This is a genomic window from Arthrobacter sp. TJ-263 (assembly GCF_058269155.1).
This window is the reverse complement of the sequence record NZ_JBZCNE010000003.1, coordinates 148,312-170,502: the sequence shown is the minus strand read 5'-3', so window position 1 is coordinate 170,502 and position 22,191 is coordinate 148,312. Positions and strand designations below refer to the sequence as shown.

21 protein-coding genes are annotated in these 22,191 nt (G+C 70.8%); 8 read left to right on the top strand and 13 right to left on the bottom strand.

Annotation, left to right across the window (positions count from 1 at the left end):
* Window positions 1-84 precede the first annotated feature (84 nt).
* On the top strand, window positions 85-1,578 hold the full coding sequence (locus AC4D2F_RS14875) for a helix-turn-helix domain-containing protein (RefSeq protein WP_490911239.1): 1,494 nt from the start codon (window positions 85-87) through the stop codon (window positions 1,576-1,578).
* 34 nt (window positions 1,579-1,612) lie between these two features.
* Here the strand turns inward: AC4D2F_RS14875 and AC4D2F_RS14870 are convergent, their stop codons facing one another.
* From AC4D2F_RS14870 to AC4D2F_RS14845, 6 genes are all read right to left on the bottom strand, one after another.
* Window positions 1,613-2,188, bottom strand: a complete 576-nt coding sequence (locus AC4D2F_RS14870) for a DUF6328 family protein (protein ID WP_490911237.1) — start codon at window positions 2,186-2,188, stop codon at window positions 1,613-1,615.
* A 10-nt stretch (window positions 2,189-2,198) separates the two neighbouring features.
* Complete coding sequence (locus AC4D2F_RS14865) at window positions 2,199-3,026, bottom strand: hydroxymethylpyrimidine/phosphomethylpyrimidine kinase (RefSeq protein ID WP_490911235.1); 828 nt, start codon at window positions 3,024-3,026, stop codon at window positions 2,199-2,201.
* Window positions 3,027-3,030: 4 nt separating this feature from the next.
* Window positions 3,031-3,978 carry a TIGR01777 family oxidoreductase gene (locus AC4D2F_RS14860; RefSeq protein WP_490911232.1) on the bottom strand — a complete coding sequence of 316 codons (948 nt, stop codon included), beginning with the start codon at window positions 3,976-3,978 and terminating at the stop codon, window positions 3,031-3,033.
* Window positions 3,979-3,998: 20 nt separating this feature from the next.
* Window positions 3,999-4,445 (bottom strand): hypothetical protein, encoded by a 447-nt coding sequence (locus AC4D2F_RS14855; protein ID WP_490911230.1) that lies wholly within the window; start codon window positions 4,443-4,445, stop codon window positions 3,999-4,001.
* Window positions 4,442-5,107, bottom strand: coding sequence for a TetR/AcrR family transcriptional regulator (locus AC4D2F_RS14850; protein ID WP_104167064.1), 666 nt, complete (start codon window positions 5,105-5,107; stop codon window positions 4,442-4,444). Before AC4D2F_RS14850 ends, AC4D2F_RS14855 begins: the two co-directional genes overlap by 4 nt.
* A gap of 175 nt (window positions 5,108-5,282) precedes the next feature.
* The gene (locus tag AC4D2F_RS14845; protein ID WP_490911228.1) at window positions 5,283-7,553 is read right to left on the bottom strand and encodes a L,D-transpeptidase family protein; all 2,271 of its coding nucleotides are present in this window, start codon (window positions 7,551-7,553) and stop codon (window positions 5,283-5,285) included.
* 78 nt (window positions 7,554-7,631) lie between these two features.
* Here AC4D2F_RS14845 and AC4D2F_RS14840 point away from each other — a divergent pair, with 78 nt between their 5' ends.
* Entirely contained in the window at window positions 7,632-8,162 is a 531-nt protein-coding gene (locus AC4D2F_RS14840; RefSeq protein WP_490911226.1) for a hypothetical protein, read from the top strand.
* 51 nt (window positions 8,163-8,213) lie between these two features.
* Here AC4D2F_RS14840 and tgt read toward each other — a convergent pair whose 3' ends face one another.
* The 3 genes from tgt to AC4D2F_RS14825 all read right to left on the bottom strand — a co-directional run bounded on the left by tgt (window position 8,214) and on the right by AC4D2F_RS14825 (window position 11,027).
* Window positions 8,214-9,416, bottom strand: coding sequence for a tRNA guanosine(34) transglycosylase Tgt (tgt, locus tag AC4D2F_RS14835; protein ID WP_490911614.1), 1,203 nt, complete (start codon window positions 9,414-9,416; stop codon window positions 8,214-8,216).
* A 99-nt stretch (window positions 9,417-9,515) separates the two neighbouring features.
* Window positions 9,516-10,370: a DUF6707 family protein gene (locus tag AC4D2F_RS14830; RefSeq protein ID WP_490911224.1), complete on the bottom strand. Its 855-nt coding sequence runs from the start codon at window positions 10,368-10,370 to the stop codon at window positions 9,516-9,518.
* Between the two features lie 117 nt (window positions 10,371-10,487).
* Window positions 10,488-11,027 carry an NUDIX hydrolase family protein gene (locus tag AC4D2F_RS14825; protein WP_104167058.1) on the bottom strand — a complete coding sequence of 180 codons (540 nt, stop codon included), beginning with the start codon at window positions 11,025-11,027 and terminating at the stop codon, window positions 10,488-10,490.
* 305 nt (window positions 11,028-11,332) lie between these two features.
* Here AC4D2F_RS14825 and AC4D2F_RS14820 point away from each other — a divergent pair, with 305 nt between their 5' ends.
* A complete protein-coding gene (locus tag AC4D2F_RS14820; protein WP_490911223.1) occupies window positions 11,333-12,850 on the top strand; it encodes a GDSL-type esterase/lipase family protein in 1,518 nt (505 codons plus the stop codon).
* Between the two features lie 57 nt (window positions 12,851-12,907).
* Here the strand turns inward: AC4D2F_RS14820 and AC4D2F_RS14815 are convergent, their stop codons facing one another.
* Window positions 12,908-13,621, bottom strand: coding sequence for a VOC family protein (locus tag AC4D2F_RS14815; protein WP_490911221.1), 714 nt, complete (start codon window positions 13,619-13,621; stop codon window positions 12,908-12,910).
* 91 nt (window positions 13,622-13,712) lie between these two features.
* Between AC4D2F_RS14815 and AC4D2F_RS14810 the strand changes: the two genes are divergently transcribed.
* On the top strand, window positions 13,713-14,315 hold the full coding sequence (locus AC4D2F_RS14810; RefSeq protein WP_490911219.1) for a YdeI/OmpD-associated family protein: 603 nt from the start codon (window positions 13,713-13,715) through the stop codon (window positions 14,313-14,315).
* A gap of 6 nt (window positions 14,316-14,321) precedes the next feature.
* Here the strand turns inward: AC4D2F_RS14810 and AC4D2F_RS14805 are convergent, their stop codons facing one another.
* The gene (locus tag AC4D2F_RS14805; RefSeq protein ID WP_490911218.1) at window positions 14,322-15,554 is read right to left on the bottom strand and encodes a saccharopine dehydrogenase family protein; all 1,233 of its coding nucleotides are present in this window, start codon (window positions 15,552-15,554) and stop codon (window positions 14,322-14,324) included.
* 12 nt (window positions 15,555-15,566) lie between these two features.
* On the bottom strand, window positions 15,567-16,592 hold the full coding sequence (locus tag AC4D2F_RS14800) for a glycoside hydrolase family 76 protein (protein ID WP_490911217.1): 1,026 nt from the start codon (window positions 16,590-16,592) through the stop codon (window positions 15,567-15,569).
* Window positions 16,593-16,737: 145 nt separating this feature from the next.
* Between AC4D2F_RS14800 and AC4D2F_RS14795 the strand changes: the two genes are divergently transcribed.
* The 3 genes from AC4D2F_RS14795 (at window position 16,738) to murJ (ending at window position 20,372) form a co-directional block, all read left to right on the top strand.
* Window positions 16,738-17,523, top strand: a complete 786-nt coding sequence (locus AC4D2F_RS14795; RefSeq protein WP_104167048.1) for an SDR family NAD(P)-dependent oxidoreductase — start codon at window positions 16,738-16,740, stop codon at window positions 17,521-17,523.
* Between the two features lie 42 nt (window positions 17,524-17,565).
* A complete protein-coding gene (locus AC4D2F_RS14790) occupies window positions 17,566-18,726 on the top strand; it encodes an acyl-CoA dehydrogenase family protein (protein ID WP_490911613.1) in 1,161 nt (386 codons plus the stop codon).
* 128 nt (window positions 18,727-18,854) lie between these two features.
* Entirely contained in the window at window positions 18,855-20,372 is a 1,518-nt protein-coding gene (murJ, locus tag AC4D2F_RS14785; protein ID WP_490911215.1) for a murein biosynthesis integral membrane protein MurJ, read from the top strand.
* A 16-nt stretch (window positions 20,373-20,388) separates the two neighbouring features.
* Here murJ and AC4D2F_RS14780 read toward each other — a convergent pair whose 3' ends face one another.
* Window positions 20,389-21,579 (bottom strand): hypothetical protein, encoded by a 1,191-nt coding sequence (locus AC4D2F_RS14780; protein ID WP_104167044.1) that lies wholly within the window; start codon window positions 21,577-21,579, stop codon window positions 20,389-20,391.
* Between the two features lie 223 nt (window positions 21,580-21,802).
* Between AC4D2F_RS14780 and AC4D2F_RS14775 the strand changes: the two genes are divergently transcribed.
* The gene (locus AC4D2F_RS14775; RefSeq protein WP_258069912.1) at window positions 21,803-22,189 is read left to right on the top strand and encodes a YidH family protein; all 387 of its coding nucleotides are present in this window, start codon (window positions 21,803-21,805) and stop codon (window positions 22,187-22,189) included.
* Window positions 22,190-22,191: the final 2 nt, after the last annotated feature.

The window sequence follows — 22,191 nt, the reverse complement described above, 5'->3', positions numbered from 1 at the left end:
TGGAATCAACAATTCGCCACTTCTGCCGACGTTCCTACTCTCCGGCTCTGGCAAGAAACGCACTTCTTCGCTTATCGTCAAGAAATGACGACTTCCGCCTGGACCCAGCCCGCCTCGGGGACCTCCGCAACCCCGCCGGACGTCGGGGGCGAGGCCCTGGACCTCATCAGCCTGGGGCGGCGTGTGCGGCACCTCCGCAAGGCCAAGGACCTGACCCTCGATGACCTGGGCGCCGCCGTCGGCACGGTCGCGTCGCAGCTGTCCCTCGTGGAGAACGGCAAGCGGGAGCCCAAGCTCGGCATGCTCCAGCGGCTCGCGGCGGCGCTCGGGGTGACGATCGACGAACTGCTCGGCGCGGAGCCGCCGTCGCGCCGGGCCGCTCTGGAGATCGCGCTGGAGCGCGCGCAGCGCGGCCCCCTCTACGAGTCGCTGGGGTTGCCGAAGGTCCGCATCTCGTCGAGGCTGCCGGTGGAGGTGCTGGAATCACTCGTGGGCCTGCAGGGAGAGCTCGAGCGCCGGTTGAACGAGCAGGTGGCCACGCCGGAGGAGGCGCGGCGGGCCAACGCCGAACTGCGTGCCGTCATGCGGGAGCGGAACAACTACTTCCAGGAGATCGAGGTCCAGGCGCAGACCGTGCTCGACGCCGTCGGGTACAGCACGGGGCCCGTGTCCCAGCACCTGATCGCGGACATCGCCGCGCATCTCGGCTTCTCCCTGCACCACGTGGGCGACCTCCCGCATTCCACCCGGTCCGTCACGGACCTCAAGAACCGGCGCATCTACCTCACGCAGTCGCAGCGGACCGATCACGACCCCCGCTCGGTGCTGCTGCAGGCGCTCGGGCACTACGTCCTGGAGCACCGGACACCCGAGAACTACGGCGAATTCCTGCGCCAACGGGTCGCCACCAACTACTTCGCCGCGGCGCTCCTGCTCCCGGAGCGGCCCACCGTCGAGTTCCTGAAGCGGGCGAAGGCGGCGAAGGAGATCTCCGTGGAGGATATCCGCGACAACTTCGCGGTGTCCTACGAGACGGCCGCGCACCGCTTCACGAACCTCGCCACCGAGCACCTCGACATCCCCACGCACTTCCAGAAGACGCACAAGAGCGGCATCATCTACAAGGCCTACGAGAACGACGGCGTGACCTTCCCCCAGGACCACACCGGCGCCATCGAGGGTCAGCCGTCGTGCCGCCGCTGGACCTCACGCGTGGTGTTCGACGTCCAGGACAAGTTCCGCGCGTACAACCAGTACACGGACACCCCGAGCGGCACCTACTGGTGCACGGCGCGGACCGAGCGGGCGGCGAGCGGCGAGTTCTCGCTCAGCATCGGGGTGCCGTACGCGCACGTGAAATGGTTCCGCGGACGGGATACGGACATCCGCGAGAAGTCCTTCTGTCCCGACGAGTCATGCTGCCGCCGGCCGCCCGCGGATCTCGCGCGGGAGTGGGCCGGGCATGCCTGGCCGAGCGCGCGAGCCCACTCGCACCTGCTCGCGGCGATGCCGCCGGGGGCGTTCCCGGGCGTCGACGAGACCGAGGTGTACGCGTTCCTCGCAGCGCACTCGCGCTGACGCGGGGCGCTTGCCGGCCGCCCTCGGCGGCGGATCAGCGGCGCTTCGTGAGCGCGCGACGGCGGAGGGCCAGGGGGTAGGCGATCCAGAGGACCGCCTCCACGAGCAGGAGCGCTCCTGCCACGACGAGGCCGGCAGTCCGGCCCAGCACGAGGTCGAAGACCAGCCACAGGGTCCCCGCGAGGACGAGTCCCACGAGCGCCGTGGCCACCGGGATGATCGCGGAGGTGTGCCTGACCAGCGTCCCCTTGACATGGAGGCGGAACAGCGCCCGGTGCAGGTTCACGGTGGACAGCAACAGTGCCTGGATCAGCACGGACAGGCACAGCAGGCACAGGTAGACGGCCACCTGGAGGTCGTCGAGCTCCTCGAAGCGCCGCTGGAAGGGCAGGACCAGCAGGAACCCTGCCAGGATCTGGATGCCGGCCTGCATCACGCGCAGCTCCTGCAGCATCTCCTGCCAGTTGCGGTCCAGGCGCTGGTTCCCGCTCTCGCCGCGTCGGTCGTCGTGCACGGGACGCCGCGCCGAAGATCCCTGCCCGCCGGCGGCGCCGGCCGGAGCCGGGGTGGCCCCTGCTCCGGCGCTCTCCTGCCCCGCGGCGGCGCCCATCGCGTGCCGGCTACCGGGTGGACCCCGCGCCGCCCTGCCAGACGGCATCGAACGGGGCGTTGGAGGCGATGCGGTTGCGGATACCCTCGGTCACGAAGGCCTTGGCCGTGCGGGCGGCGTCCAGCGGTGTCGAGCCCTTCGCGAGTTCCGCGGTGATCGCCGCTGCGAGGGTACAGCCGGCGCCGCTGACGGCGACCTCGCCCACCTTGGGGGAGGACAAGACCTCGAGCGTCTCGCCGTCGAAGTAGACGTCGACGGCGTCCGGGCCGTCGATGCGCACGCCGCCCTTGGCGAGGACCACGGCACCGCTCCGGCGGTGGATGATCCGGGCAGCCTCCTCCAGGTCCTCGAGTGACCCGATGCTGATGCCGGAGAGCGACTCCGCCTCGAAGTGGTTCGGGGTGACGAAGGTCGCCAGCGGCAGGATGGTCGCCTTGAGTGCCTCGTCGGTGTCGAGCGCGGCGCCGGGCTCCTGCCCCTTGCAGATGAGCACCGGATCCAGGACCACGTTGTCCCACTCCTGGCTCGTCAGTGCGGAGGCCACGGTGTCGATGGTCGCCGGGGTGCCGAGCATGCCCAGCTTGACGGTGCGCAGGGGGTAGCAGGACTGGATGGCCTCGAGCTGGTCCGCGATGACCTGCTGGTCCACCGGGACGAAGCGGTGCTGCCACTCGTTCTTCGGGTCGAAGGAGACGATGCAGGTGAGGGCCACGACGCCGTAGACGCCGAGCTCCTGGAACGTCTTGAGATCCGCCTGGGCTCCTGCGCCGCCCGTGGCCTCGGAACCGGCGATGGTGAGGGTGACGGCGGGGGCTGCGGAGGGCTGGAGTTCGGACATCGTCCTAGTCTGCCCGACTCGGCTCCACGGCGGCCACCCGGTCCGGGGTGAGGATGTCGTCGAGCGCCGGTCCCAGCGTCGGATGGTCGAAGGTGAAGCCGGCGTCGACGAGCTTGCGCGGGGCCACCCACCGGCTCTTGAGGACCAGCTCTGCTTCCGTCCGGATGATCCTGCCGCCCAGCTCGAGGAGCCATGCCGGGGTGGGGAGCCCGACCGGGATGCGGAGGCGCGTGCGGAGGGCGGCCATGAGCTCGGCGTTGGTGACGACGTCGGGGGCTGCCGCGTTCACCGGCCCGTTCAGCGAGGGCGTCCCGGCGATGAACACGATGGCACGGAAGACGTCGTCGAGGTGGATCCAGCTGAACTTCTGCGTCCCCGGACCCATCGGGCCGCCGAGCCCGGTCCTCGCCAGCATGACCAGCGGCGTCATCACGCTTCCGGGTCCGAGCACGATCGACAGGCGCAGGGCCACCTTCCGGATGCCCGGCACGTCCGCGTCGGACAGCGCCTGCTCCCAGGCCCGCGCGACCGACACCGAGAAACCGGTGCCGAGGTCACCGTCGTGCTCCGTCTGGGGCCTGTCGGTGGCGTGGCGGTAGATCGTGCCGGTGCTCGCGTTGATCCAGACACCCGGCGGAGTGCCGCCGTTCCGGCGACACAGTGCGAGGGCTCGGCCGAGTTCCTCCGTGGTGTCGACCCGGGAGGAGAAGATCGCGTCGGCGTTCCGCCTGTTGTACCGGCAGTCGACGCTGCGTCCGGCCAGGTTGACGAGGAGGTCGACGCCGTCGAGCGCCTCCGCGATGGCGTCCGTGTCCCCCCAGGTCACGCGCCCGGACCGGCCGATCGTCCGGACCTCCGTCCCGAGGGCACGGAAACGCCGGACCAGGTCCGCCCCGATGAATCCCGAGGCTCCGGCGATGACCACCGTTCGGATGGTCGTGTCGTCATACATCGCAGGGTTCGTTGCAGGGTTCATTGCTCGGTTCCGTGCACGTGGACCAGCTTCCAGACGCTGGCACGGGCCAGGGCGCCCGCACCTCCGATGATCAGGGCGATGGGGAGGCTCTCGAGGAGCACCCGGGACGGGGACAGCAGGGTGATGATGACGAAGGACACCAGGGTGAAGCCGGCGAAGAAGACCCCGATGTGCACCCACTGGTTGGCGACGGGGCGCAGCAGGAGCCCGAGCACGATGCCGAGGGGCAGGCCGGTGATCACGCCGACGCCGACGCCGTACCAGAGTGCCAGGAAGAAGACGCCCGGGGCGTCCGGCCCCCAGGAGAGGGCGAAGGCCAGCGCGAGGGTGGAGAGTCCCACGAGGAACCCGACGGCGACGGCGCCGATCCCGAACGTCACCCGATGGCGGGGGTTCGGTGCGCGCCGCCCGGCGTCCGCCGTTCCTGCCGGGTCCTCCGTCATTGCCGGGTCCCCCGGATCAGCTGCACGATGTCCTCGACGATCTTCCGCACCACGGGAAGCCGGGAGAGGATCACGAGCTTCGAGAGGAGCGGCGCGGCCTGGTCGATGAGCCGGCGCGTCCGGATCTGGTCGGGGGAGGAGTCGTAGACCCAGAAGAGGGTGATGCCCATGTAGGCGTACCAGAGGAGTTCGGGGAGGTCGTCCCGGATGGCCAGGGGCGGCTGCGGCCGCGACATCGCCACGGCCTGCCTGAAGAGCGAGATGGCGCGGGCCCGGGCCACGGCGGACTCGCTGCCGAACGGGCTCGTCGTCGCGGACGGCTTGATGGCGATGTTGATGAAGTTCGAACCGAAGTCGTGGTACGGACCCATCACGCCCACCCCCGTGTTCAGGACGATCCGCAGGAGTTCACCGAGATTCTGGCCCTCGCGGAGACGGGGGAGGGCCAGTGAGCGGTGTTCCTCCTGGAGGCTGCGGTACAGCTCGTGGACGAGGTCGTCCTTCGAGGCGAAGTAGTAGTAGGCGCTTCCGGTGGAGACGTCCGCGGCGGCGGCGATGGCCCGCATGGTCGTCTTCTCGTAGCCGTGCTCGCGGAACAGCCGGAGCGCGGTGGAGACCAGCAACTCCCGGGTCGCTTCGCTCTTGGCCGTCGGCGAGGGCATCGGTCTCCTTTTTCGAACGTGTTCAATTCCGAGTGTAAACCAGAACTGAACACGTTCGAATCCGGGCCGTGGCAGAGGGTCCCCCGTTCGTCCGGAGCACGCGGAGGGGTCCCCGGAACGGGAGAACCCCCGCCGGTCTCCCGTCGGGGGTCCTCTCGGTGCGGCAGGAGTGCTGCTACCGGAACAGGTCCGATGCGACGCCCATGATGATGCGGTCCCCGGGCGTCGACTTCCTCAGGTAGTCCACGACGGCCCAGTCGTCGAGCGCGATGCACCCGGCCGTCGGAACCTTGTTCTGGTGCAGGAAGATGGCGAAGCCTGCATCCTGGACGATGGGTGAGTCCGGCGGCCGGTTGTAGTTGATCACGGCGCCCTGACGGTAGTCGTGGGTCGCCCGTGTCGCGAAGTACCACATGTCCTCGTCGTAGCCCACCCAGGTGGAGGACTCGAAGTACTTGTTGTAGGTGCTCGTGTAGGGGTTGCCGCCCCAGCGAGAGCGGGGGTTGAGCGTGCGGTAGGGCAGCGCGGTGCCGGGGTTGCCCAGGCCGAAGGCCTCGGTCACGGAGTAGGACCCGGTGGGGGAGTAGTTGAAGCGGGTCGGCCCGGAGGGGACTCCCGGCCGCTTGAAGCCGCTGGCTCCTACCGTCGCGTCCGTCTGCCAGTCGGTGACATAGGTTCCCGCCACCCGCTGGCAGTACACGGCCTTGGCGGAACTCTGGCCGTACCCGCCGGCGATGGTGAGAAGGACCCTCTTCGCGCCGCCCGTCGGGTACTTGGAACGCCCATTGTTGAGCGTGGTGCATTCGGTGTGCCGGTGATCCCGGCTGGCGGAGCCGTTCCAAGAGATGTAGCCGCCCTGGAAGGGTTGCACGCACGTGCCGCCCTCGCAGCGCTCCGGCGTCAGGGGGTAGGCGAGGTAGCTCAGATGCCGGCCCATCGCTTCGTATCTGGTCTTCATGCCTCCGCGCACGGGCTGGGACCCGGTCGCGGGTGACCAGAGGATCACGCCACCCTGGAACCGCTGGTAGCAGCCACCGTTGCGCTGTCCGCAGACTTCGGTTTCCAGCGGGTAGCCCAGGTAGCCGGTGTGGGCGCCCTGGTTCCTGTAGCGGGCACCGATGTCGCCGTTCGTCGAATGTCCGCCCGTCGCCGGGGACCAGTAGGTCGAGCCGCCCTGGTACTTCTGGACGCACCCGCCGTTCGGCTGTCCACACACCTCGTTCTCGAGGGGGTAGCCGAGTACACCGTTCTGGGCGCCGCGCGCTGCCCAGGCGGAGAGCATCCCGCCGCGGCTGATGTGGGCGCCTGTTGCGGATGACCAGGAGATCACCCCGCGCTGGTAGGTCTGCTTGCAGCCGGCCGACCGCAGTCCGCAGGTCTCTTTGGACGTCGGATAACCGAGCCAGCCGTTCTCTGCGCCGGTCCGCGAATACGCGCCGCCGATCGCTCCGGGGGCCCATACCCCGTAGGCGCCGGACGACGCGGACCACATGATCCTGAGTCCGCCGAACTCCTGGACGCAGCCGTTGTCCCGCTTGCCGCATATCTCGGCCGAGGACGGGTAGCCGACGGCAGCGTAGCCGCCGTACAGGTTGTACAGCGCGCCACCGACGGCACCCCGGGTCCATACCCGCTGGTGCCCGGCCGTCGTGCTCCAGGTGAGGTCGATCCCGCTGGAGAACCGCTGGGAGCAGCCGCCCGGGGTGCACTGTTCATCGGTGATCGGGTAGCCGAAGGCGCGCAGGCCCCCGCCGGCTGCCCACCGGGGGCCGGTGTTGCCGGAGGCGAGCAGTACGGCGTGCGCTCCGGTGGAGGGGGTGTAGTGGATCTCTCCACCGACGAAGGTCTCCACGCAGTGTCCTGCAGTGCAGGATTCGTTGGACGTCGGTGCTCCCAGCACACCTCCGGCCCCGCCGAGCGCCCTCCACTTGGCGGCAATGCCTCCGATGGGGGTGAAGGGGCCCGCTGCAGCAGCGCCGACCTCGGAGTCTCGTGCGTCCGCCGGGGCAGTCGGCTCCTGCGCCTCGGGCACCGCCGGTGCGGTTCCCTCCGGTGCGGTTCCCTCAGGTGGGACGTCACTTCCCGTGCCGGCCGGGGCGACCGGCGCCTGGTCCGACGGTTCAGCCGGGTCCGGGACCGCAGGCGCCGTTGTCGCTGGACGCTCGGACGGGACCGTCCCGGAGGTCGACGGCTCCGGAACTGCTTCCGGGCTCTCGGGCGCGGGTGTCCGCAGCCCGGCAGCAGGGGGAGTCGTGCCCGGATCGGCCGTCGCCGGGGGTGTGGTTGCGGGAGGGCTCTGCTCCGTGCTCGTGACGGAGGGCGCGGGCGCCGCGGCCGCACCCGGAGCGAGTCCGGAGAGGAGGAGCGCGGCCAGCGAGACTACAGCGAGCGCGCGCGCCGGAAGGGACGTGGATGAATGGTTCACCGGGAGACAACCGCCTGACATGTGGAAGATGCTGGGGCCCCATCGGCGAAGGCGTCAGCGCGGACTTCAGCCGTGCCGCCGGCTGGTACTGTTCGTTCGATGCGCGCGCGGCCGGCCACGCTGCTGGTGCTGCCGACCGCGACGACGACGGAGAACGTCACCTCGGTGTCGGCCGTGTTCGTCAGCGTCCCGGAGAAGGACCAGACGCCCGCTGCATCCGCCGCGCACACCACATCGCCGAGGGCCTCATTGGCGATGGCGGTGGGACTCGCGGGCACGGACTCCATGCCGGTTTCGAGGGTTGCCTCGACACTCGGTCCCGGATCCGGGGCGACCGTTGCCGGCGGACCCGGTACCGTCGCCGCAGCCCCCGACGTCGTCGCCGGGACGGACGGTTCGGGCGCCGTCGTCGATCCCGGGGCCGACGGTCCTGATGCCGGTGCGCCCGGCGCATCGGCGGGCGGCGAAGTGCAGCCGGAAAGGGCGAGGACGCCCGCGGCCGTCCACAAGAAGAGCGGCGTGGGACTCCGCATTGTTCCCCCATTTCCTGCCGTGAACTCCACGTTCGGGAACCAGGGGCTTCTGACCGGGAATATCGTACAGTCGGAGATTATCAGCGATCTCCCGTGATCCGGCCCGCAATTCGACAAGAATTCCGCAGCTTCCTGTCAGGAACGAGTTCTACCGGTAGTAGGACCCCAGCACTTCGGCTTTCAATTCGTGGAACGTCCCGTTGTCGATGGCCTCGCGGGCGTCGTCGACCATGCGCACGACGAATCGTTCGTTATGGATCGAGATGAGGGTCGCGGACACCATTTCCTTCGCCTTGAACAGGTGATGGATGTAGGCGCGTGAATAGTTCCCGCAGGTGTAGCAGTCGCATCCGTCGACGAGGGGCGTGAAATCCCGCTTGAACCGTGCGTTGGAGAGATTCCAGCGGCCGTGGGGGGTGTAGAACGCGGAATTGCGGGCCACCCTGGTGGGCGAGACGCAGTCGAAGGTGTCCGCGCCGTTCTCGATCGCGGTGAAGAGGTCGTCGGGCTCCGAGATGCCGAGCAGATGGCGCGGCTTGTCCTCGGGCAGCTCGTCGCTGCACCAGCCGAGGATCGTCCCGAGATTCTCCTTCTCGAGGGCACCGCCGATGCCGAACCCGTCGAAGTCCATGGCGCCGAGATCGGCGGACGCCTTCCGTCGGAGATCCTCGTACTGCGCGCCCTGGATGACCCCGAACAGGGCCTGGTAGGGGCGGTGGCTGCGCTCCTCGGTGAGCCGCTGGTGTTCGACGATGCACCGCTGGGCCCAGAGCCGGGTCCGTTCGAGGGACTCCTCCTGGTAGCCGCGCGAATTCATGAGGGTGGTCAGCTCGTCGAAGGCGAACATGATGTCCGCACCGAGCTGGTGCTGCACCTGCATGGAGATCTCCGGCGTGAAGCGGTGTCGGTCGCCGTTGAGGTGGCTCTTGAACCAGACGCCGTCGTCGTCGATGTGCGCGAGGCGCTCCTTGCCGACGGCGACGCGGTCGTCGGCGCCCGCCTTGTCCGAGTCCACCGGGACGTCCATGGTGATCACCTTCTTGAACCCCGATCCGAGGCTCATGACCTGGAAGCCGCCGGAGTCGGTGAAGGTGGGGCCGGGCCAGTTCATGAACGCACCGAGCCCGCCGGCCTCGTCGAGGATGTCCGCGCCCGGCTGCAGGTACAGGTGGTAGGCGTTGGCGAGCAGTGCCTGGGCGCCGAGCTCGGCCATCGCCGCGGGCAGCACGGCCTTCACGGTCGCCTTGGTGCCCACCGGGATGAAGGCGGGCGTGCGGATCTCGCCGTGCGGGGTGGTGATCGTCCCGGTGCGCCCGTGCCGCGGCCCGCCGCTCCCGGCTCCCGGCGTCATGTCCTCGAGGCGGTGACGGACGGAGAAGGCGAACGAGGACTGCTGGGACTGTGGATGCACCACCCCATTTTGCCAGCCCGACGGCGGTCGGCCGGACCGCTACCGCTCGGCGAGCTGCGCGTTGAGGGCGGCGACGGCGGCGAGCTCCGCGGCGATGCGCCGCTCCAGCACGTCCCGGCTCAGTGTCTCGGAGCCGCCGTGGGCGCGCAGGTAGAGCAGGACGCCGATGCGGAGCACGCGCCAGTCGCGTTCGACGTCGATCCGTCCGGCGGTTGAGGCACGGAGGATCTCGGGGTCGTAGACATTGGGTTCGTTGAGCTGCCGCTGCCGGTACATGGCGCTGGTCTTGGCGCGCAGCGGGTCCGTCTCGGCGTCGTCGGCCGCGCGGATCGCGGCGGAGTAGCGGAGGGAGCGCTCCTCGTCGTGCCGGGTGAGGTAGGCGGCGATCGCGAGGCCGCCCTCGATCCACTTCCAGCGGCCGAAGTTGCCGTCGAACGGCAGCTCCGCCAGGAGGTCGGCGATGCCCAGGGCCGCTGCGGCGTCGCCCTCGTCGACGAACAGGGCCAGCGCGAGCTGGTGCAGGTCCTGGAGGTTGCTGCCGGACTTGAGGTTGATGCCGCGGGCCAACCGCCCGGCGACGTCCTGGATGTCCGTGCTGTCCGGGTGCGCCTGGGCCACCTGGGCGACGAGCGCTTCGGGGGATCCGTGGTCGGCGGCGACGGCGGAGACCCCGATCTCGGCGTCCGCGGGCTCCACATAGACCATCGAGCCCGTGGCGATCGTGATGCGGTGGTCTCCGGCGACCGTCGCGACGACGAGTGCGGGCACCCCGAAGTCGTCGTTCTCGATCCCGATCGCCGTGACCTCGGCCGTGTCCCCGCCGTCGGGGAGCGCCAGCAGATCACCGGCCGCCAGCATCTCCGCCGGGACCGCGCGCAGTCCTGTCCTGTCCACCCTGTTAACCATCATGTACGTCGTGCCAACCTCTGCCTCTAGCCCCCTGGATGTTCCCGGCGCCCCAGCGCGCCCATACGACGATACGGGAACGAGGAGCCGGCAGGTGCCGTCGGCTCAGCGTCCCCAGCCGGCGTGGGCGAGTGCCTGGCGCAGCAGGTCCGCGCGTCCTCCCGAGAACTCGGCCTGGATCGACGGGCTCAGCGCTTCGGACGGCGTCAGCCAGGACAGTTCCAGCGCATCCTGGCGCGGGTTGCACTCCCCGGTGACGGGGATCAGGTACGCGAGGGCGACGGCGTGCTGGCGGTCGTCGGTCAGTCCCGTCTCCGAGGGGGAGGGGAAGTACTCGGCGATCGTGAACGGCACGGGCGACGGCGGCAGCTGGGGCAGGGCCAGCGGCCCCAGGTCCTTCTCGAGGTGTCGCAGCAGTGCGGCCCGGATGGTCTCCCGGTACATGACGCGTCCTGAGACGAAGGTGCGTACCATCTCGCCCTGCTCGCTGGCCTGCAGCAGCAGTCCCACCTCGTTCACGTACCCGAGGGCGTCGCACCGCACGGGAATCGCCTCCACGTACACCATCGGCAGGCGGCGGCGGGCCTCGTACAGGTCATCTTCGGAGAGCCAACCCGGATTGGGGTCAGGGGTACGAACGTTCATACCCCAGTTCTATCGCAGTGCCTCCGCCCGGGGCAGGCGGCGCGCGGTTCTTCGGCCAGCGGCTGAATCCGCCCGGAGGTGCAGGAGCGGTCGAGGAACTCCTCACCCGATAAAGGCAGGCCGACGCGGTCTCCGGGTTCGGACGGAAAGCCGCTGTCGAAGAATTCCCTGCCCGATTGGTGGTCACAAGAGCGCGATACGCCCGTATAGTCACCGAAACACGGAACGAAACAGGCAGGCGGGGTGATCGTTCCGTATTGACGCATCAGGGTCTCAGTAACGCTTTCGCGAGTTATGGGGTCTTGATGTCCAGGATGATGAGGCTCGGCGCCGTTGCTGTAGCAACCTTTGTTCTGTGGTCGGGGGCGGGGGCTCTTGCACCCCCCGCGCAGGCGGCCGTCCCGCCGCAACCCCCACCCCTGCTCCGGGTCGCGGGCTACACCGTCGATGGCCAGACGTACCTCAAATGGAACGCCAACCGCGCCGTGCTCGGCGACCCCCTCGGCTACAAGAGCTGTGACGGGATCAGTTGCTCCCAGCGCTTCCAGAAAGGCCATGTCCTCTGGACCCGAAGCACCGGCGCGCAGATCGTGCTCGACGACGCCATCGGTGCCCGGTACTCGGCCACCGGGTGGACCAGGGGTTTCCTGGGCTTCCCCACCGGCGACGCCGGCGGGCTCTCCGTACGTGGCGGCCGACTCCAGCACTTCCAGAACGGGTACATCTACTGGTCGCCTGCGACCGGAGCCCAGACCGTCTTCGGCGGCATCAGGAGCTACTACGCCGCCAACCGGTACGAGCGCGGCTTCCTGGGCTATCCCACGTCCGGAGAGGTCGCCGTCCCGAAGGGCGTGCGGCAGGACTTCGAGGGCGGCAAGGTCTTCTGGTCCCGCGGCCAGGTGTTCGCCACCACCAACGGTGGCATCCAGACCTACTACGAGCAGAAGGGCGGCGCCCAATCCTTCCTCGGCCTGCCGACCGGCAACAAGACCGCCTGGCAGGGTGGGTACTACCAACGCTTCCAGGGGGGCATGATCGTGTGGGGCCCGACAACCGGTGCGAGGAGCATCGACACCGGGCACTTCACCACGCTGGAGAGCAACTTCGGCAGGTACGGCTGGCCGACGAGCGATACCTGGAAGGACGAGGCAGGGACCTACACCCAGTTCCAGAAAGGCATCATCACGACGGGCGCGCCGGCAGTCGCCCCGCCAGCCGCGCCCCCGGGGTCGTCCGTCTACCCCTTCACCTCCGTCGAGGCCACCGCGACGTCGGTGGTGCTCTACGGCGATTCACAGCTCGACGGTGACTCCTGGAGCGAGCAGGGTGCCCGCGCCATGGGCTTCTCCGATCAGGCCTCGCACCTCGCCTTCGGGGGGATGGGCTATTCGACCGCCAGTGTCGGGGCCGGTGGAACCGGCTGGACCGCGGTCCGGAACGGCTTGATGCCGTTCCCTGGCGGCACCCCGGGCCTGGTGCTGGTCTCCATGGGCGGCAACGACGCGACATCGTGGAAGTCGGACGCGCAGGTCATCGCCGACAGCACGGCCCTCTGGGCCAAGTTGAAGCTGATGTACCCGAACAGCAGGATCGTGATCAACGGGGTCATGTCCCGCAGCGATGATTCGCACGTCCAGCGCCGTCACATCGACGAGGTGCTGGCGCTGAACGCCGCGCAGCACGGCGTCACCTTCATCTCGGTCGCGGGCCTCGCCAGCGCAGCCAACGCCGAGTACCTGGACGATGTGCACTTGTCGCAGGACGGGCACAATGCGGTCGCCACGCTGTACACCGCGCAGCTCGGGGCCGCACTCGGGCGGTAGGCGGGCTCACCGCGGCGGACGTGACCCCTCGTTCGTGATGCGCCGCGGGGCGCCCGGTCAGTGCACGGTGCGGCCGGATGAATCCCGCTGCCACTCGGTGATCCGGACCTCCGCGCCCCAGGGGGCGCGGACGCGCAGCGATCGTCCGTCCGCACCCTCGACGACGACGGCCTCGGGGCCACCCGCGGCGAGGCCGGCGAGGATCCCCCGCACATCGCCGTCGTACTCGAAGGCCAGGTCGACAGCGGTGCGCGGCCCGGCGCTCACGGCGACGAGGCCTCCGTTCTTCGCCCGGAAGTCGTGCCAGGTGCCGGCACCGGAGCTGGTCCTGGGCTTCCCCCCGATGTCTCCCAGCACCTTCGCGGCCGGTCCGACGTCGGGCGTGTGCCAGAGCGCGAGGACCGCCAGTGGCGACGGCGGCGCACCCGTCTCGCGCGGCCCGACGCCGGCGAGGAAGGACAGCCCGTCCGGCGCGGTGACGCGGGCGGCGAGGCCGTGGCCGTCGTCGGAGAACCCGACGGCGGTGCCCGCCTCCGCGGTGCGGCGCGCGAACTCCCGTACGTCGGAGACGTCGAAGGCGAGGGTCACGGTGCCGTCCTCCTCACTGCCCGGCGTGCAGGCGTGGAGGGCCACGCGGCCGCTCCCGGCGTCGAACACGGCGCAGGAGGCAGTCGGCACGGGGTGCTGCGCCGGAGCGAGACCGAGTGTCCGCAAGAAGCGGGCCGCACCGGGAAGGTCCGGCGTATGGACGAGGGGGCGGACGCGGAGCATCGGTCCTCCTTCGGGTCGGGGTGAGGTCCGGGTCCGTCCAGCATGCCAGCACCCGGTTCCGCAATGACCGGAGTCGTCCTAGGGTGATCGCATGAAGGCCGAACTGCCCGAACTCCTCCTGCCCGACGCCCCCGCATGGCGGGCCTGGCTGGAGGAGAACCACGCCTCCTCGCCCGGGGTCTGGCTCATCGAGCACAAGAAGGGCGGGACGACGACCCGGCTCACCTACGCGCAGGCGCTCGACGAGGCGCTGTGCTTCGGGTGGATCGACGGGCAGGCGAAGTCCCGGGACGAGCACAGCTACTTCCAGCGCTTCACGCCGCGCGGTCCGCGGAGCATCTGGTCCGTCCGCAACCAGGGTCACATCGAGCGGCTCCGCGCCGAGGGCCGCATGCGGGAGGCGGGCGAGCGGGCGGTGGCGGCCGCGCAGGCCGACGGCCGGTGGGAGCGGGCCTACTCGGGACCGGCGAACGCCGAGATGCCGCCCGAACTCCTCGCCGCGATCGAGGCCGACGACGCCGCGCTCGCCACCTTCCGCACCCTGTCCTCGCAGAACCGCTACGCCATGATCTTCCGGTTGTCCCAGTTGAGGACGGACGCGGCGAAGGAACGCAACATCACGAAGTTCGTCGCCATGCTGGCGCGCGGGGAGGCGCTCTACCCGCAGGGGAAGGGCTCGACGACCGGCGACTGACGTCGGTCAGGCCAGCCTGGCCACCTCGTAGGTGTGGCCGGCTGCACGGAGCCGCTGCACGAGCACATCGCCGAGCGCGGTGGCCGGCGTCAGTGATCCGCTCACCCGGGGGAGCCGGTCGCCGTCCAGTGCCAGGGCCAGCGCCGTCTCACCCGCCATGACGGCGGTGGCGGCGTAGCCCGGATCGCCGGGACCGGCAGCGACCGCCCGGTACCGGTGACCGCCCTCGGTGAGGGCGGTCACCTGGGAGCGGAACCACCCCTTGCGCCGTGTGCCGGCACTCGGGCCCGTCCCCGGGGCCGGCAGCACGCGGTCGAGCAGGCGGCGGGTCACCGGGAACGTCATCGCACCGGCGAACGCGCCGAGTCCGAGCACCGTCGCCCCGGCGATGACCGCCCCCGCCGGGCCGCGGGCCACGCCCATCACCTCGCCGTACCGCAGGGAGCGGCCGTAGGCCCAGTCCTGCAGGGCGTTGCTGCGGCGCACGATCCGGGTGTTCGCGGCGGCCATGACGAAGGGCGCGGTCCACAGGCCGTCGCCGGAGCGGCTCACCGGACCGGCGTCCGCCGGCTGCGGCGTCGCGGGCTCCCGCACGCGGTCCGGGCTGAGGGCATAGGGGTCGGCGATGAGGGACCGCAGCGCGGCGCTCGACCGCATCCCGTCGAGTTGCACGCGCATCGAGTCGAGGGTGCCTCCGCTGATGCCGCCCTTGGCCGTCGCGACGAGCTGGACCTCGGTCAGGGCGCCGGCGCCGTCGGCCTCTGCCGCCTGATGGAGCAGCAGTACCGCCAGATCGGACGGCACGGAGTCGTAACCGCACGAGTGCACGATCCGGGCGCCGCTCGACCGGGCCAGGGCGTCGCAGCGGTCGATCGCCTCCCGGACGAAGGAGACCTCGCCCGTCAGGTCGCCATAGTGGGTGCCCGCCCGCGCGCAGGCCTCGACGACCGGCAGCCCGTACTTCGCGTAGGGGCCGACGGTGGTGAAGAGCACCCGGGTGCGCTCGGCCAGGGCGGTGATCGAGCCCGTGTCCCCTGAGTCCGCTTCGATGAGGGGCCATGCGTGCGCCGCGGCCGGCAGCCGCGAGCGGACCGCTTCGAGCCTGGCCGTCGACCGGCCCGCGAGCCCGATCCGCAGGCCGGCCGGGGCGTGCGTCGCGAGGTAGGCGGCGATCAGCTCGCCGACGAAACCGGTCGCTCCGTAGATGACGAGGTCGTGGTCGCGGGGTGGGTTCTCCATGCGAGCAGTCTGTCACCCGGGGCGATGGGCCTTCCCCTCCTGTGCGCGGCTCGTGCTCGCTGCCTCGAGGATCATCCAGGCCTGGAGCTGGGAGGACAGGCTGACCGGTCCGTCCTGCCGCGGCGGGAAGACGAGCATCCCGGAAGCGTCCGTGCGGCGGCCGGACCAGACATGCTCCGCCGTCGCGGCGAGCACGGCCCGGGCCTCCGTGGCCGGCGCCGCGCCGATCTCCGCCGCGGCGGCCTGTGCGAGGTAGCGCGCCAGGATCCCCGTGAACAGACCGGCGTCGCCCGTGCCCGCCAGCGGCAGCACGCCGTCGCCGTCGGCGACCTCCTCGGCCACCGCTGCGGCGAGGTCCGCCGCGTGCCGCAGCCCGGCCGGTCCGCCGACGGCGACCAGCGCGCCGAGCACCGTGCCCTGGTTGTACGTGTGCAGCGAGCGCTCCACCCGGCCGTCGGCCTTGACGCCGTCGAGGTAGAGGCCGCTCGCGGCGTCGAACAGGCGATCCCTCAGCCAGTCGAGCAGCTCCTGCGCCCGCCCGGTCTCTCCTGCCCGTGCGAAGAAGAGGGCCGCGGGGGCCGTGCTCGGCGTGTTCTTGTAGTCGCGCGTGGTGTTCCAGTAGACGCCGCCGCCGAGGTCCGGGGTGTGCGCCGAGCGGAGCGCGTCACCCAGCACCCGCACGCCGCGCCGCGGACGGCGCCGTCCGTCCAGCGCGTCCAGGCGCTGCAGGGCGAGCGCGAGCCAGGCCATGTCGTCGTAGTAGGCGTTGCGCCACCGGCCGCCGTTCCTCAGCCAGATGCCGCGGGCCAGCTTCCGGGCCTCGAGCAGCGCGCCCGACCCGGCATCGCGCTGGTGCTCGTCCAGCAGGCAGTCGAGGTAGTGCGCCTGCCACCAGTAGTGCCAGTGGCTCCGGGGACTGGTCGGTGCTGGGAAGGCGACCGCCGCGAGGCGCGTCCCCGGCACCCGCAGGCTCCGCCGGGCGAACAGGTGCCGGACGCTTCGGGCAGCGGCGGCGGCCGCGTGGTCGGGAATGGGCATGTGACCACCCTAGTCACGCCGGAGTACTGCCGGATTGGGCAGGATGCGCAGCAGATCCTCCGCCGGGTGCGCAGTGGGCCACGTCACAGTACGCTGGGCGCGTGGATGGACCAACGGCGGTCCATCGAATGCGGAAGGACCAGGCATGGACATCAGGGGAGCAGTGGCCCTCGTCACCGGTGGCGCCTCCGGGCTCGGGCTCGCCACGGCCCGCCGGCTGGTCGACGACGGCGCGGCGGTGGTCCTCGTGGATCTGCCGCAGTCCGCCGGCGCCGACGCTGCCGCGGAGCTGGACCCGAGCGGCGAGCGCGTGCGCTTCGTCGCCGCCGACGTCGCCGATCCCGCCCAGGTCCAGGCCGCCGTGGACGCCGCCGCAGGCCTCGGCCCGCTGCGGATCGTGGTCAACTGCGCCGGGATCGCCACACCCGGCAAGGTCCTCGGGCGCGACGGCGTCCTGCCGCTCGAACAGTTCACCCGGGTCATCACCGTCAACCTCGTGGGCACCTTCAACGTCGTCCGGCTCGCCGCCGAAGCAATGGCCGCCACCCCCACCGTCCGGGGCCTCGGGGGCTCGGACGAGCGCGGCGTCATCATCAACACCGCGTCCGTCGCGGCGTTCGACGGCCAGATCGGACAGCCGGCCTACGCCGCGTCGAAGGGCGGGGTCGCGGCGATGACGCTGCCCCTCGCGCGTGAACTCGCGCGGTCCCTGATCCGCGTGGTGACCATCGCCCCCGGGATCTTCGAGACGCCCATGATGGCCGGGTTGCCGCAGGAGGCCCAGGATTCCCTCGGCGCCCAGGTACCGCACCCGTCCCGGCTCGGCAAGCCCGTCGAGTACGCGGCGCTCGCCGCACACATCGTCGGGAACCAGATGCTCAACGGTGAGACGATCCGCCTCGACGGTGCCATCCGCATGGCGCCGAGATAGCGCCGCTCCCGGTCTCAGCTCGATCGAAAGGACGGCTCGATGATGAGCCAGCTGCCCACCGCCGATTTCCTCGGCTTCGAATTCCTCCTCCCCGCCCGCGAGCGCTCGAAACTGCAGGACGTGCGGGACTTCCTGGACAAGGAGGTCTCGCCGCGCGCCGTCGACTGGTGGAACCGGGCCGAGTTCCCGCACGAGCTCCTGCCGAAGCTCGCGGACCTGCAGCTCAGCACGCCGGTGCAGCAGGGCTACAGCCATCTGTTCAGCGGCCTCGTGATCGCGGAGATGACCCGCGCGGACACCTCGATCGCGACGTTCTTCATGGTCCACCACGACCTCTTCGTCGAGGCCCTGCACCTGTTCGGCAGCGCGGAGCAGAAGGCGCGGCTCCTGCAGGACGCCATGGACCTGACGATCACGGGGGCGTTCGCGCTCACCGAGCCGCTGCACGGCTCCGACGTCGCCGGCGGCATGGCGACCACCGCCACGCGCGACGGCGACACCTGGGTGCTCAACGGTGCCAAGCGGTGGATCGGCAACGGGACGTTCTGCGACTACATGCTCCTGTGGGCGCGGGATACGGAGACGGGGGGCGTGCGGGGCTTCATCCTCGACGCGACGCTGCCCGGGGTGACGCGCACCGTCATCGCGAACAAGACCGCGCTCCGGACGGTCCAGAACGCGGACATCACGCTGACCGACGTGCGCGTCGACGAGGCCGACCGTTTCGCCGGCATCGCGTCCTTCGACGACACGCGGCAGCTCCTGCTGGGGTCCCGGATCCTCGTCGGCTGGCAGGCCGTCGGCCAGCAACTGGCCGCGTTCGACGTCGCCCGGCAGTACGCCGTGGAGCGGCACCAGTTCGGCCGGCCGATCGCGGGTTTCCAGCTCGTCCAGGACCAGCTCGTCACGATGATGGGCAACACGACGGCGAGCCTCGGGGTCATGACCCGCATCGCCCAGCTGCAGGAGCAGGGCGCGTCCGACATGCCGCAGGCCGCCTTCGCCAAGTCCTTCACGACGGCCCGGATGCGCGAGACGGTGGCACTCGGGCGGGGAATCCTCGGCGGGAACGGGATCGTGACGGACTTCTCCATGGCGAAGATCTTCGCCGACGCGGAGGCCGTCTACACCTACGAGGGGTCCTACGAGATCAACAGCCTGATCGTGGGCAGGGCGCTGACGGGCATCTCCGCTTTCGCCTGACCCGCAGCCGACTCCGTGCCCGCACCTGATCGATGGCGGGGTCGGGGATCACCCGTTTCGCCCTCCAGACGGCCGTCATGCTTGAATGATCGAGGTTCTGGCTGGGCATGACATCGGGAGGCGGTCGGGTGAGCGTCTCGCGTGCCGCCGTCGTGGTGACCGCCCTGACGGCCGTCTCCACGGTCTTCGGTTTCGTGCGCGACGTCGTCATCGCCGCGGTCTACGGCGCGGGGCCGTCCCTCGACGCCTATCTGGTGGCGCAGGGACTCATGAACGTCGTGCTGGGTCTGGTGGCCTACGCCATGGCCCGCTCCGTCACCCCCGTCATCGCGCGCGAGGTCGCTGCCGAGGGTCCGCGCTGCCGCGGGCACCGCAGCTTCGACACCGCCATCACCGTGACCATGGTGGTTCTCGGGCTGGGTGCCGTCGTCGTGGGGATCCTCGCGGCCCCCGTGACGGCGGTGCTGGCGCCCGGGTTCGAGGGCGAACAGGCAGAACTCACCGTCACCCTGACCAGGATCGTGCTGCTGGCGACCGTCCTGATCGCCGGCACCGACCTCCTGGCTGCCGTCGCGCAGGCCCACGGCAGGGTGGTCTGGTCCTCGCTGCAGGGGGTGCCGTTCAACATCATCATGATCGGGGCGGCCGGACTGTTCGGCCCGCAGTACGGGATCCAGGCGCTCGCCGTCGGCTTCGTGGTCGGATCCGCTGCGCGACTGGCGCTGCAGCTGCCACCCCTGCACGCACTCGGTCTGCGCGTCCGGCCCCGGTGGGAGGTGCGGCACCCGGGGTTCGTGGAGATCGCGCGGCTCATGCCGCCGCTGCTGGTGGGAAGTGCGATCGCCAACGTGAATTCGCTGGTCGACCGGGCGGTCGGATCGACCCTGGGCGACGGCGCCATCACGGCCCTGTCCTACGGCTGGCGCCTCGTCAACCTGCCGGAGACCCTGCTCATCGCCTCCCTTCTCGTGCCGCTCTATCCGGCGCTCGGGGCGGCCGCCGGCAACGTGCAGGAGGTCAGGCGCCTCGTGTCCCGCGGGCTGTCCGTCACCGTCACGATCCTGGTACCGCTGACTATCGTGCTGATGGTGGCGGCGCTGCCGCTCTCGCTCGTCGCCTACGGACGCGGGGAGTTCACGGCCGACGACGCCGGCGCCACCGCCGTCGCGGTCCTCTGGTACGCACCCGCCCTCGTCGCGATGGGGGTCCGGCAGGTGATGGTCAGCACGTCCTATGCGCTCGGTGATTCACGCGCGCCGGTCCTCGTGTCGCTCGCCGCCATGGTCATCAACGTCGTCGGTGACATCCTCCTCGCACCGGTGATGGGCGTGGCCGGCATCGCACTGGCGACGACGGCCTCGCTCGTCTTCGCCGCCGTCGCGAACGCCTGGCTCCTCGCGCGCCGGCACGCGGCGGTGGAGGTCCGGTCTGCCCTCGCCCTCGTGGCACGCGCCGCGGCGATCGGCACTGCTGCCGCCGTGGGTGGAGCAGCGGTCCTGGCGGCGACCGACGGCGCCTCCCCGCTCGTCCAGGGCACGCTGGTCGGAACCGTGATCCTCGGCGTGTACGTGGCAGGCCTGGTCCTCGCGCGTGCGCCCGAGCGGCTCGTGCCGCTCGAGATGGTGAGGGCCGCGCGCCGGCGGTGACGGCTCCGGCCGATCCTCAGGGGCGGCGGAACCGCCGGAGCGCCAGGCTCACCGAGGGGCCGATATCGCGGGGATCCCAGATGCTGTGGCGTGCGCGCGTCGACCAGAGGATGCTGTCGGCGAGATCGCGGAGGAGACCATGACGCCGTTCGATGCGGGCGCGCCGCAGGTCGCCGGTGAGCCACGAGTAGCGCTTCCCGGGTGTCGCGTCGGCGAGGGACGACGGCTCCGCGCCGATCGCGGCCAGCGCCCAGTTGTGCACCAGGCCGGGCCGCGCGGACTCGGCCAGCGCGAGCGAGCCGTAGAACCGTCCGTTGAAGTCGATCAGGTGGGGGACACCGTCGTCGCCGGTGAGGAACTGGAGTTCGACGAGGCCGTGCCAGCCGATGTCGAGGAGCATCGACTCGACCTTCCCGACCAGCACCTCGTCGACGGTGACGGTGGACGCCCGGGCCGAGGCGCCGTTGGGGGTGGGCCACAGGTGCGTCGACACCTGCTGGGTGCGGCCGAGCAGCCTGCCTCCGTGGAAGACGCCGATCAGCGCTCCGAGCGTCCCCTCGACCGGCTCCTGCAGGATCGCCTGCGCCCCGGCTGCCCGGATCCTCTCGACCTGGGGTCGTGCGGCGGCGGGGGAGCCGAACAGCTTGGCCTCGATGCGCAGCGGATGGGTCTGCTGGGGCGCCCAGTGTTCCTTGCATTTCACGACCACCGGCCCGGACCAGCCCGCAAGGGCCTCGTCCGTGGCGAGTTCCGTGTGAGGCGACGCCAGCCCGGCCTTCCCGGCGAACTGAGCGAGCCTGAGCTTGTCCAGGACCGTCGCGACGACGGCGAAGTCCGGGTGCGCCACCGGGACGGGGATCTGCGACCGGTAGGCGGCGAGGGCTGCCATCCAGTCGTCCCCTCCGCCGAAGACCACGTCGAAGGCCCCTGCTTCCGCCGCTCCACGGACACCCTCGATGAAGCCGGAGCTCCCGTCACGGGGACGCGGCACGTGGAACGTGGTGTCGCAGGCAGCCGACGCGCCGAGCGATCCCCCACCCTCGGGGGTTCCCACGCCGACGTACCAGCCCGCGCGCCGGAAGGCGCGGGCGGCCGCGAGTGCGCCGCGATCCCGGCCCGTGGCGACGATCAGGACGCGACGTCGGGCCTGGGGTGTCGCGGGAATTCGGCCCGACCGGGTCGTCGGACCTTCCTGCGGCTGATGCATGTGGACCTCGACGGTGGGGGGCGATCGGCGGCTTCCCAGCCAACCGTACTATGGCGTGAAAAGGCAAAACGTCCCTGCGCCCAGGACCACCGGCGCAGGCGGATGGAGGTCCACCGGCACGGCAGGACACCCCGCCGCCGTCGGCCGGCCCTACCATGGGCCCGTGAGGTCATCGAGGGACGAACCGTCCGAACCCGCCCCGGAGGCAGCCGGCGCACCCGCGATCGAGGGCGCCTCGCCCCCCGGCCGCCGGGGCTGGTCCGCGCGGATCCTCGGCGGCGGGACCGAGCCGGACCCCCGGTTCACCCTCGCCAATGAGCGGACGTTCCTCGCGTGGATCCGGACGGCGCTCGCGCTCCTCGCCGGGGGCGTCGCCGTCGAGGCCTTCACCTCGGACACGTTCGCGAGCCCGGTCCGGACCGCGCTCGCCGTCGTGCTCCTGCTGCTCGCGATGGTCCTGGCCGTCGCGGCCGGCGTCCGCTGGCTCGCCGTCGAACGGGCCATGCGCCGGCAGGCCCCGCTGCCCCTGTCGATCCTCGTCCCCGTCCTCGCCGGTGGGGGCGCCCTCGTCGCCGCAGCGTTCCTCGTCGTGGTCCTGGGCAACGCCTGACC

What these genes read in the sequence shown, in the direction of transcription:
- AC4D2F_RS14875 (WP_490911239.1), top strand. Translation starts at nt 85, where the DNA reads ATGACGACTTCCGCCTGGACCCAGCCCGCCTCGGGGACCTCCGCAACC.
- AC4D2F_RS14870 (WP_490911237.1), bottom strand. Translation starts at nt 2,188, where the DNA reads ATGGGCGCCGCCGCGGGGCAGGAGAGCGCCGGAGCAGGGGCCACCCCG.
- AC4D2F_RS14865 (WP_490911235.1), bottom strand. Translation starts at nt 3,026, where the DNA reads ATGTCCGAACTCCAGCCCTCCGCAGCCCCCGCCGTCACCCTCACCATC.
- AC4D2F_RS14860 (WP_490911232.1), bottom strand. Translation starts at nt 3,978, where the DNA reads ATGTATGACGACACGACCATCCGAACGGTGGTCATCGCCGGAGCCTCG.
- AC4D2F_RS14855 (WP_490911230.1), bottom strand. Translation starts at nt 4,445, where the DNA reads ATGACGGAGGACCCGGCAGGAACGGCGGACGCCGGGCGGCGCGCACCG.
- AC4D2F_RS14850 (WP_104167064.1), bottom strand. Translation starts at nt 5,107, where the DNA reads ATGCCCTCGCCGACGGCCAAGAGCGAAGCGACCCGGGAGTTGCTGGTC.
- AC4D2F_RS14845 (WP_490911228.1), bottom strand. Translation starts at nt 7,553, where the DNA reads ATGTCAGGCGGTTGTCTCCCGGTGAACCATTCATCCACGTCCCTTCCG.
- AC4D2F_RS14840 (WP_490911226.1), top strand. Translation starts at nt 7,632, where the DNA reads ATGCGCGCGCGGCCGGCCACGCTGCTGGTGCTGCCGACCGCGACGACG.
- tgt (WP_490911614.1), bottom strand. Translation starts at nt 9,416, where the DNA reads ATGACGCCGGGAGCCGGGAGCGGCGGGCCGCGGCACGGGCGCACCGGG.
- AC4D2F_RS14825 (WP_104167058.1), bottom strand. Translation starts at nt 11,027, where the DNA reads ATGAACGTTCGTACCCCTGACCCCAATCCGGGTTGGCTCTCCGAAGAT.
- AC4D2F_RS14820 (WP_490911223.1), top strand. Translation starts at nt 11,333, where the DNA reads ATGTCCAGGATGATGAGGCTCGGCGCCGTTGCTGTAGCAACCTTTGTT.
- AC4D2F_RS14815 (WP_490911221.1), bottom strand. Translation starts at nt 13,621, where the DNA reads ATGCTCCGCGTCCGCCCCCTCGTCCATACGCCGGACCTTCCCGGTGCG.
- AC4D2F_RS14810 (WP_490911219.1), top strand. Translation starts at nt 13,713, where the DNA reads ATGAAGGCCGAACTGCCCGAACTCCTCCTGCCCGACGCCCCCGCATGG.
- AC4D2F_RS14805 (WP_490911218.1), bottom strand. Translation starts at nt 15,554, where the DNA reads ATGGAGAACCCACCCCGCGACCACGACCTCGTCATCTACGGAGCGACC.
- AC4D2F_RS14800 (WP_490911217.1), bottom strand. Translation starts at nt 16,592, where the DNA reads ATGCCCATTCCCGACCACGCGGCCGCCGCCGCTGCCCGAAGCGTCCGG.
- AC4D2F_RS14795 (WP_104167048.1), top strand. Translation starts at nt 16,738, where the DNA reads ATGGACATCAGGGGAGCAGTGGCCCTCGTCACCGGTGGCGCCTCCGGG.
- AC4D2F_RS14790 (WP_490911613.1), top strand. Translation starts at nt 17,566, where the DNA reads ATGAGCCAGCTGCCCACCGCCGATTTCCTCGGCTTCGAATTCCTCCTC.
- AC4D2F_RS14780 (WP_104167044.1), bottom strand. Translation starts at nt 21,579, where the DNA reads ATGCATCAGCCGCAGGAAGGTCCGACGACCCGGTCGGGCCGAATTCCC.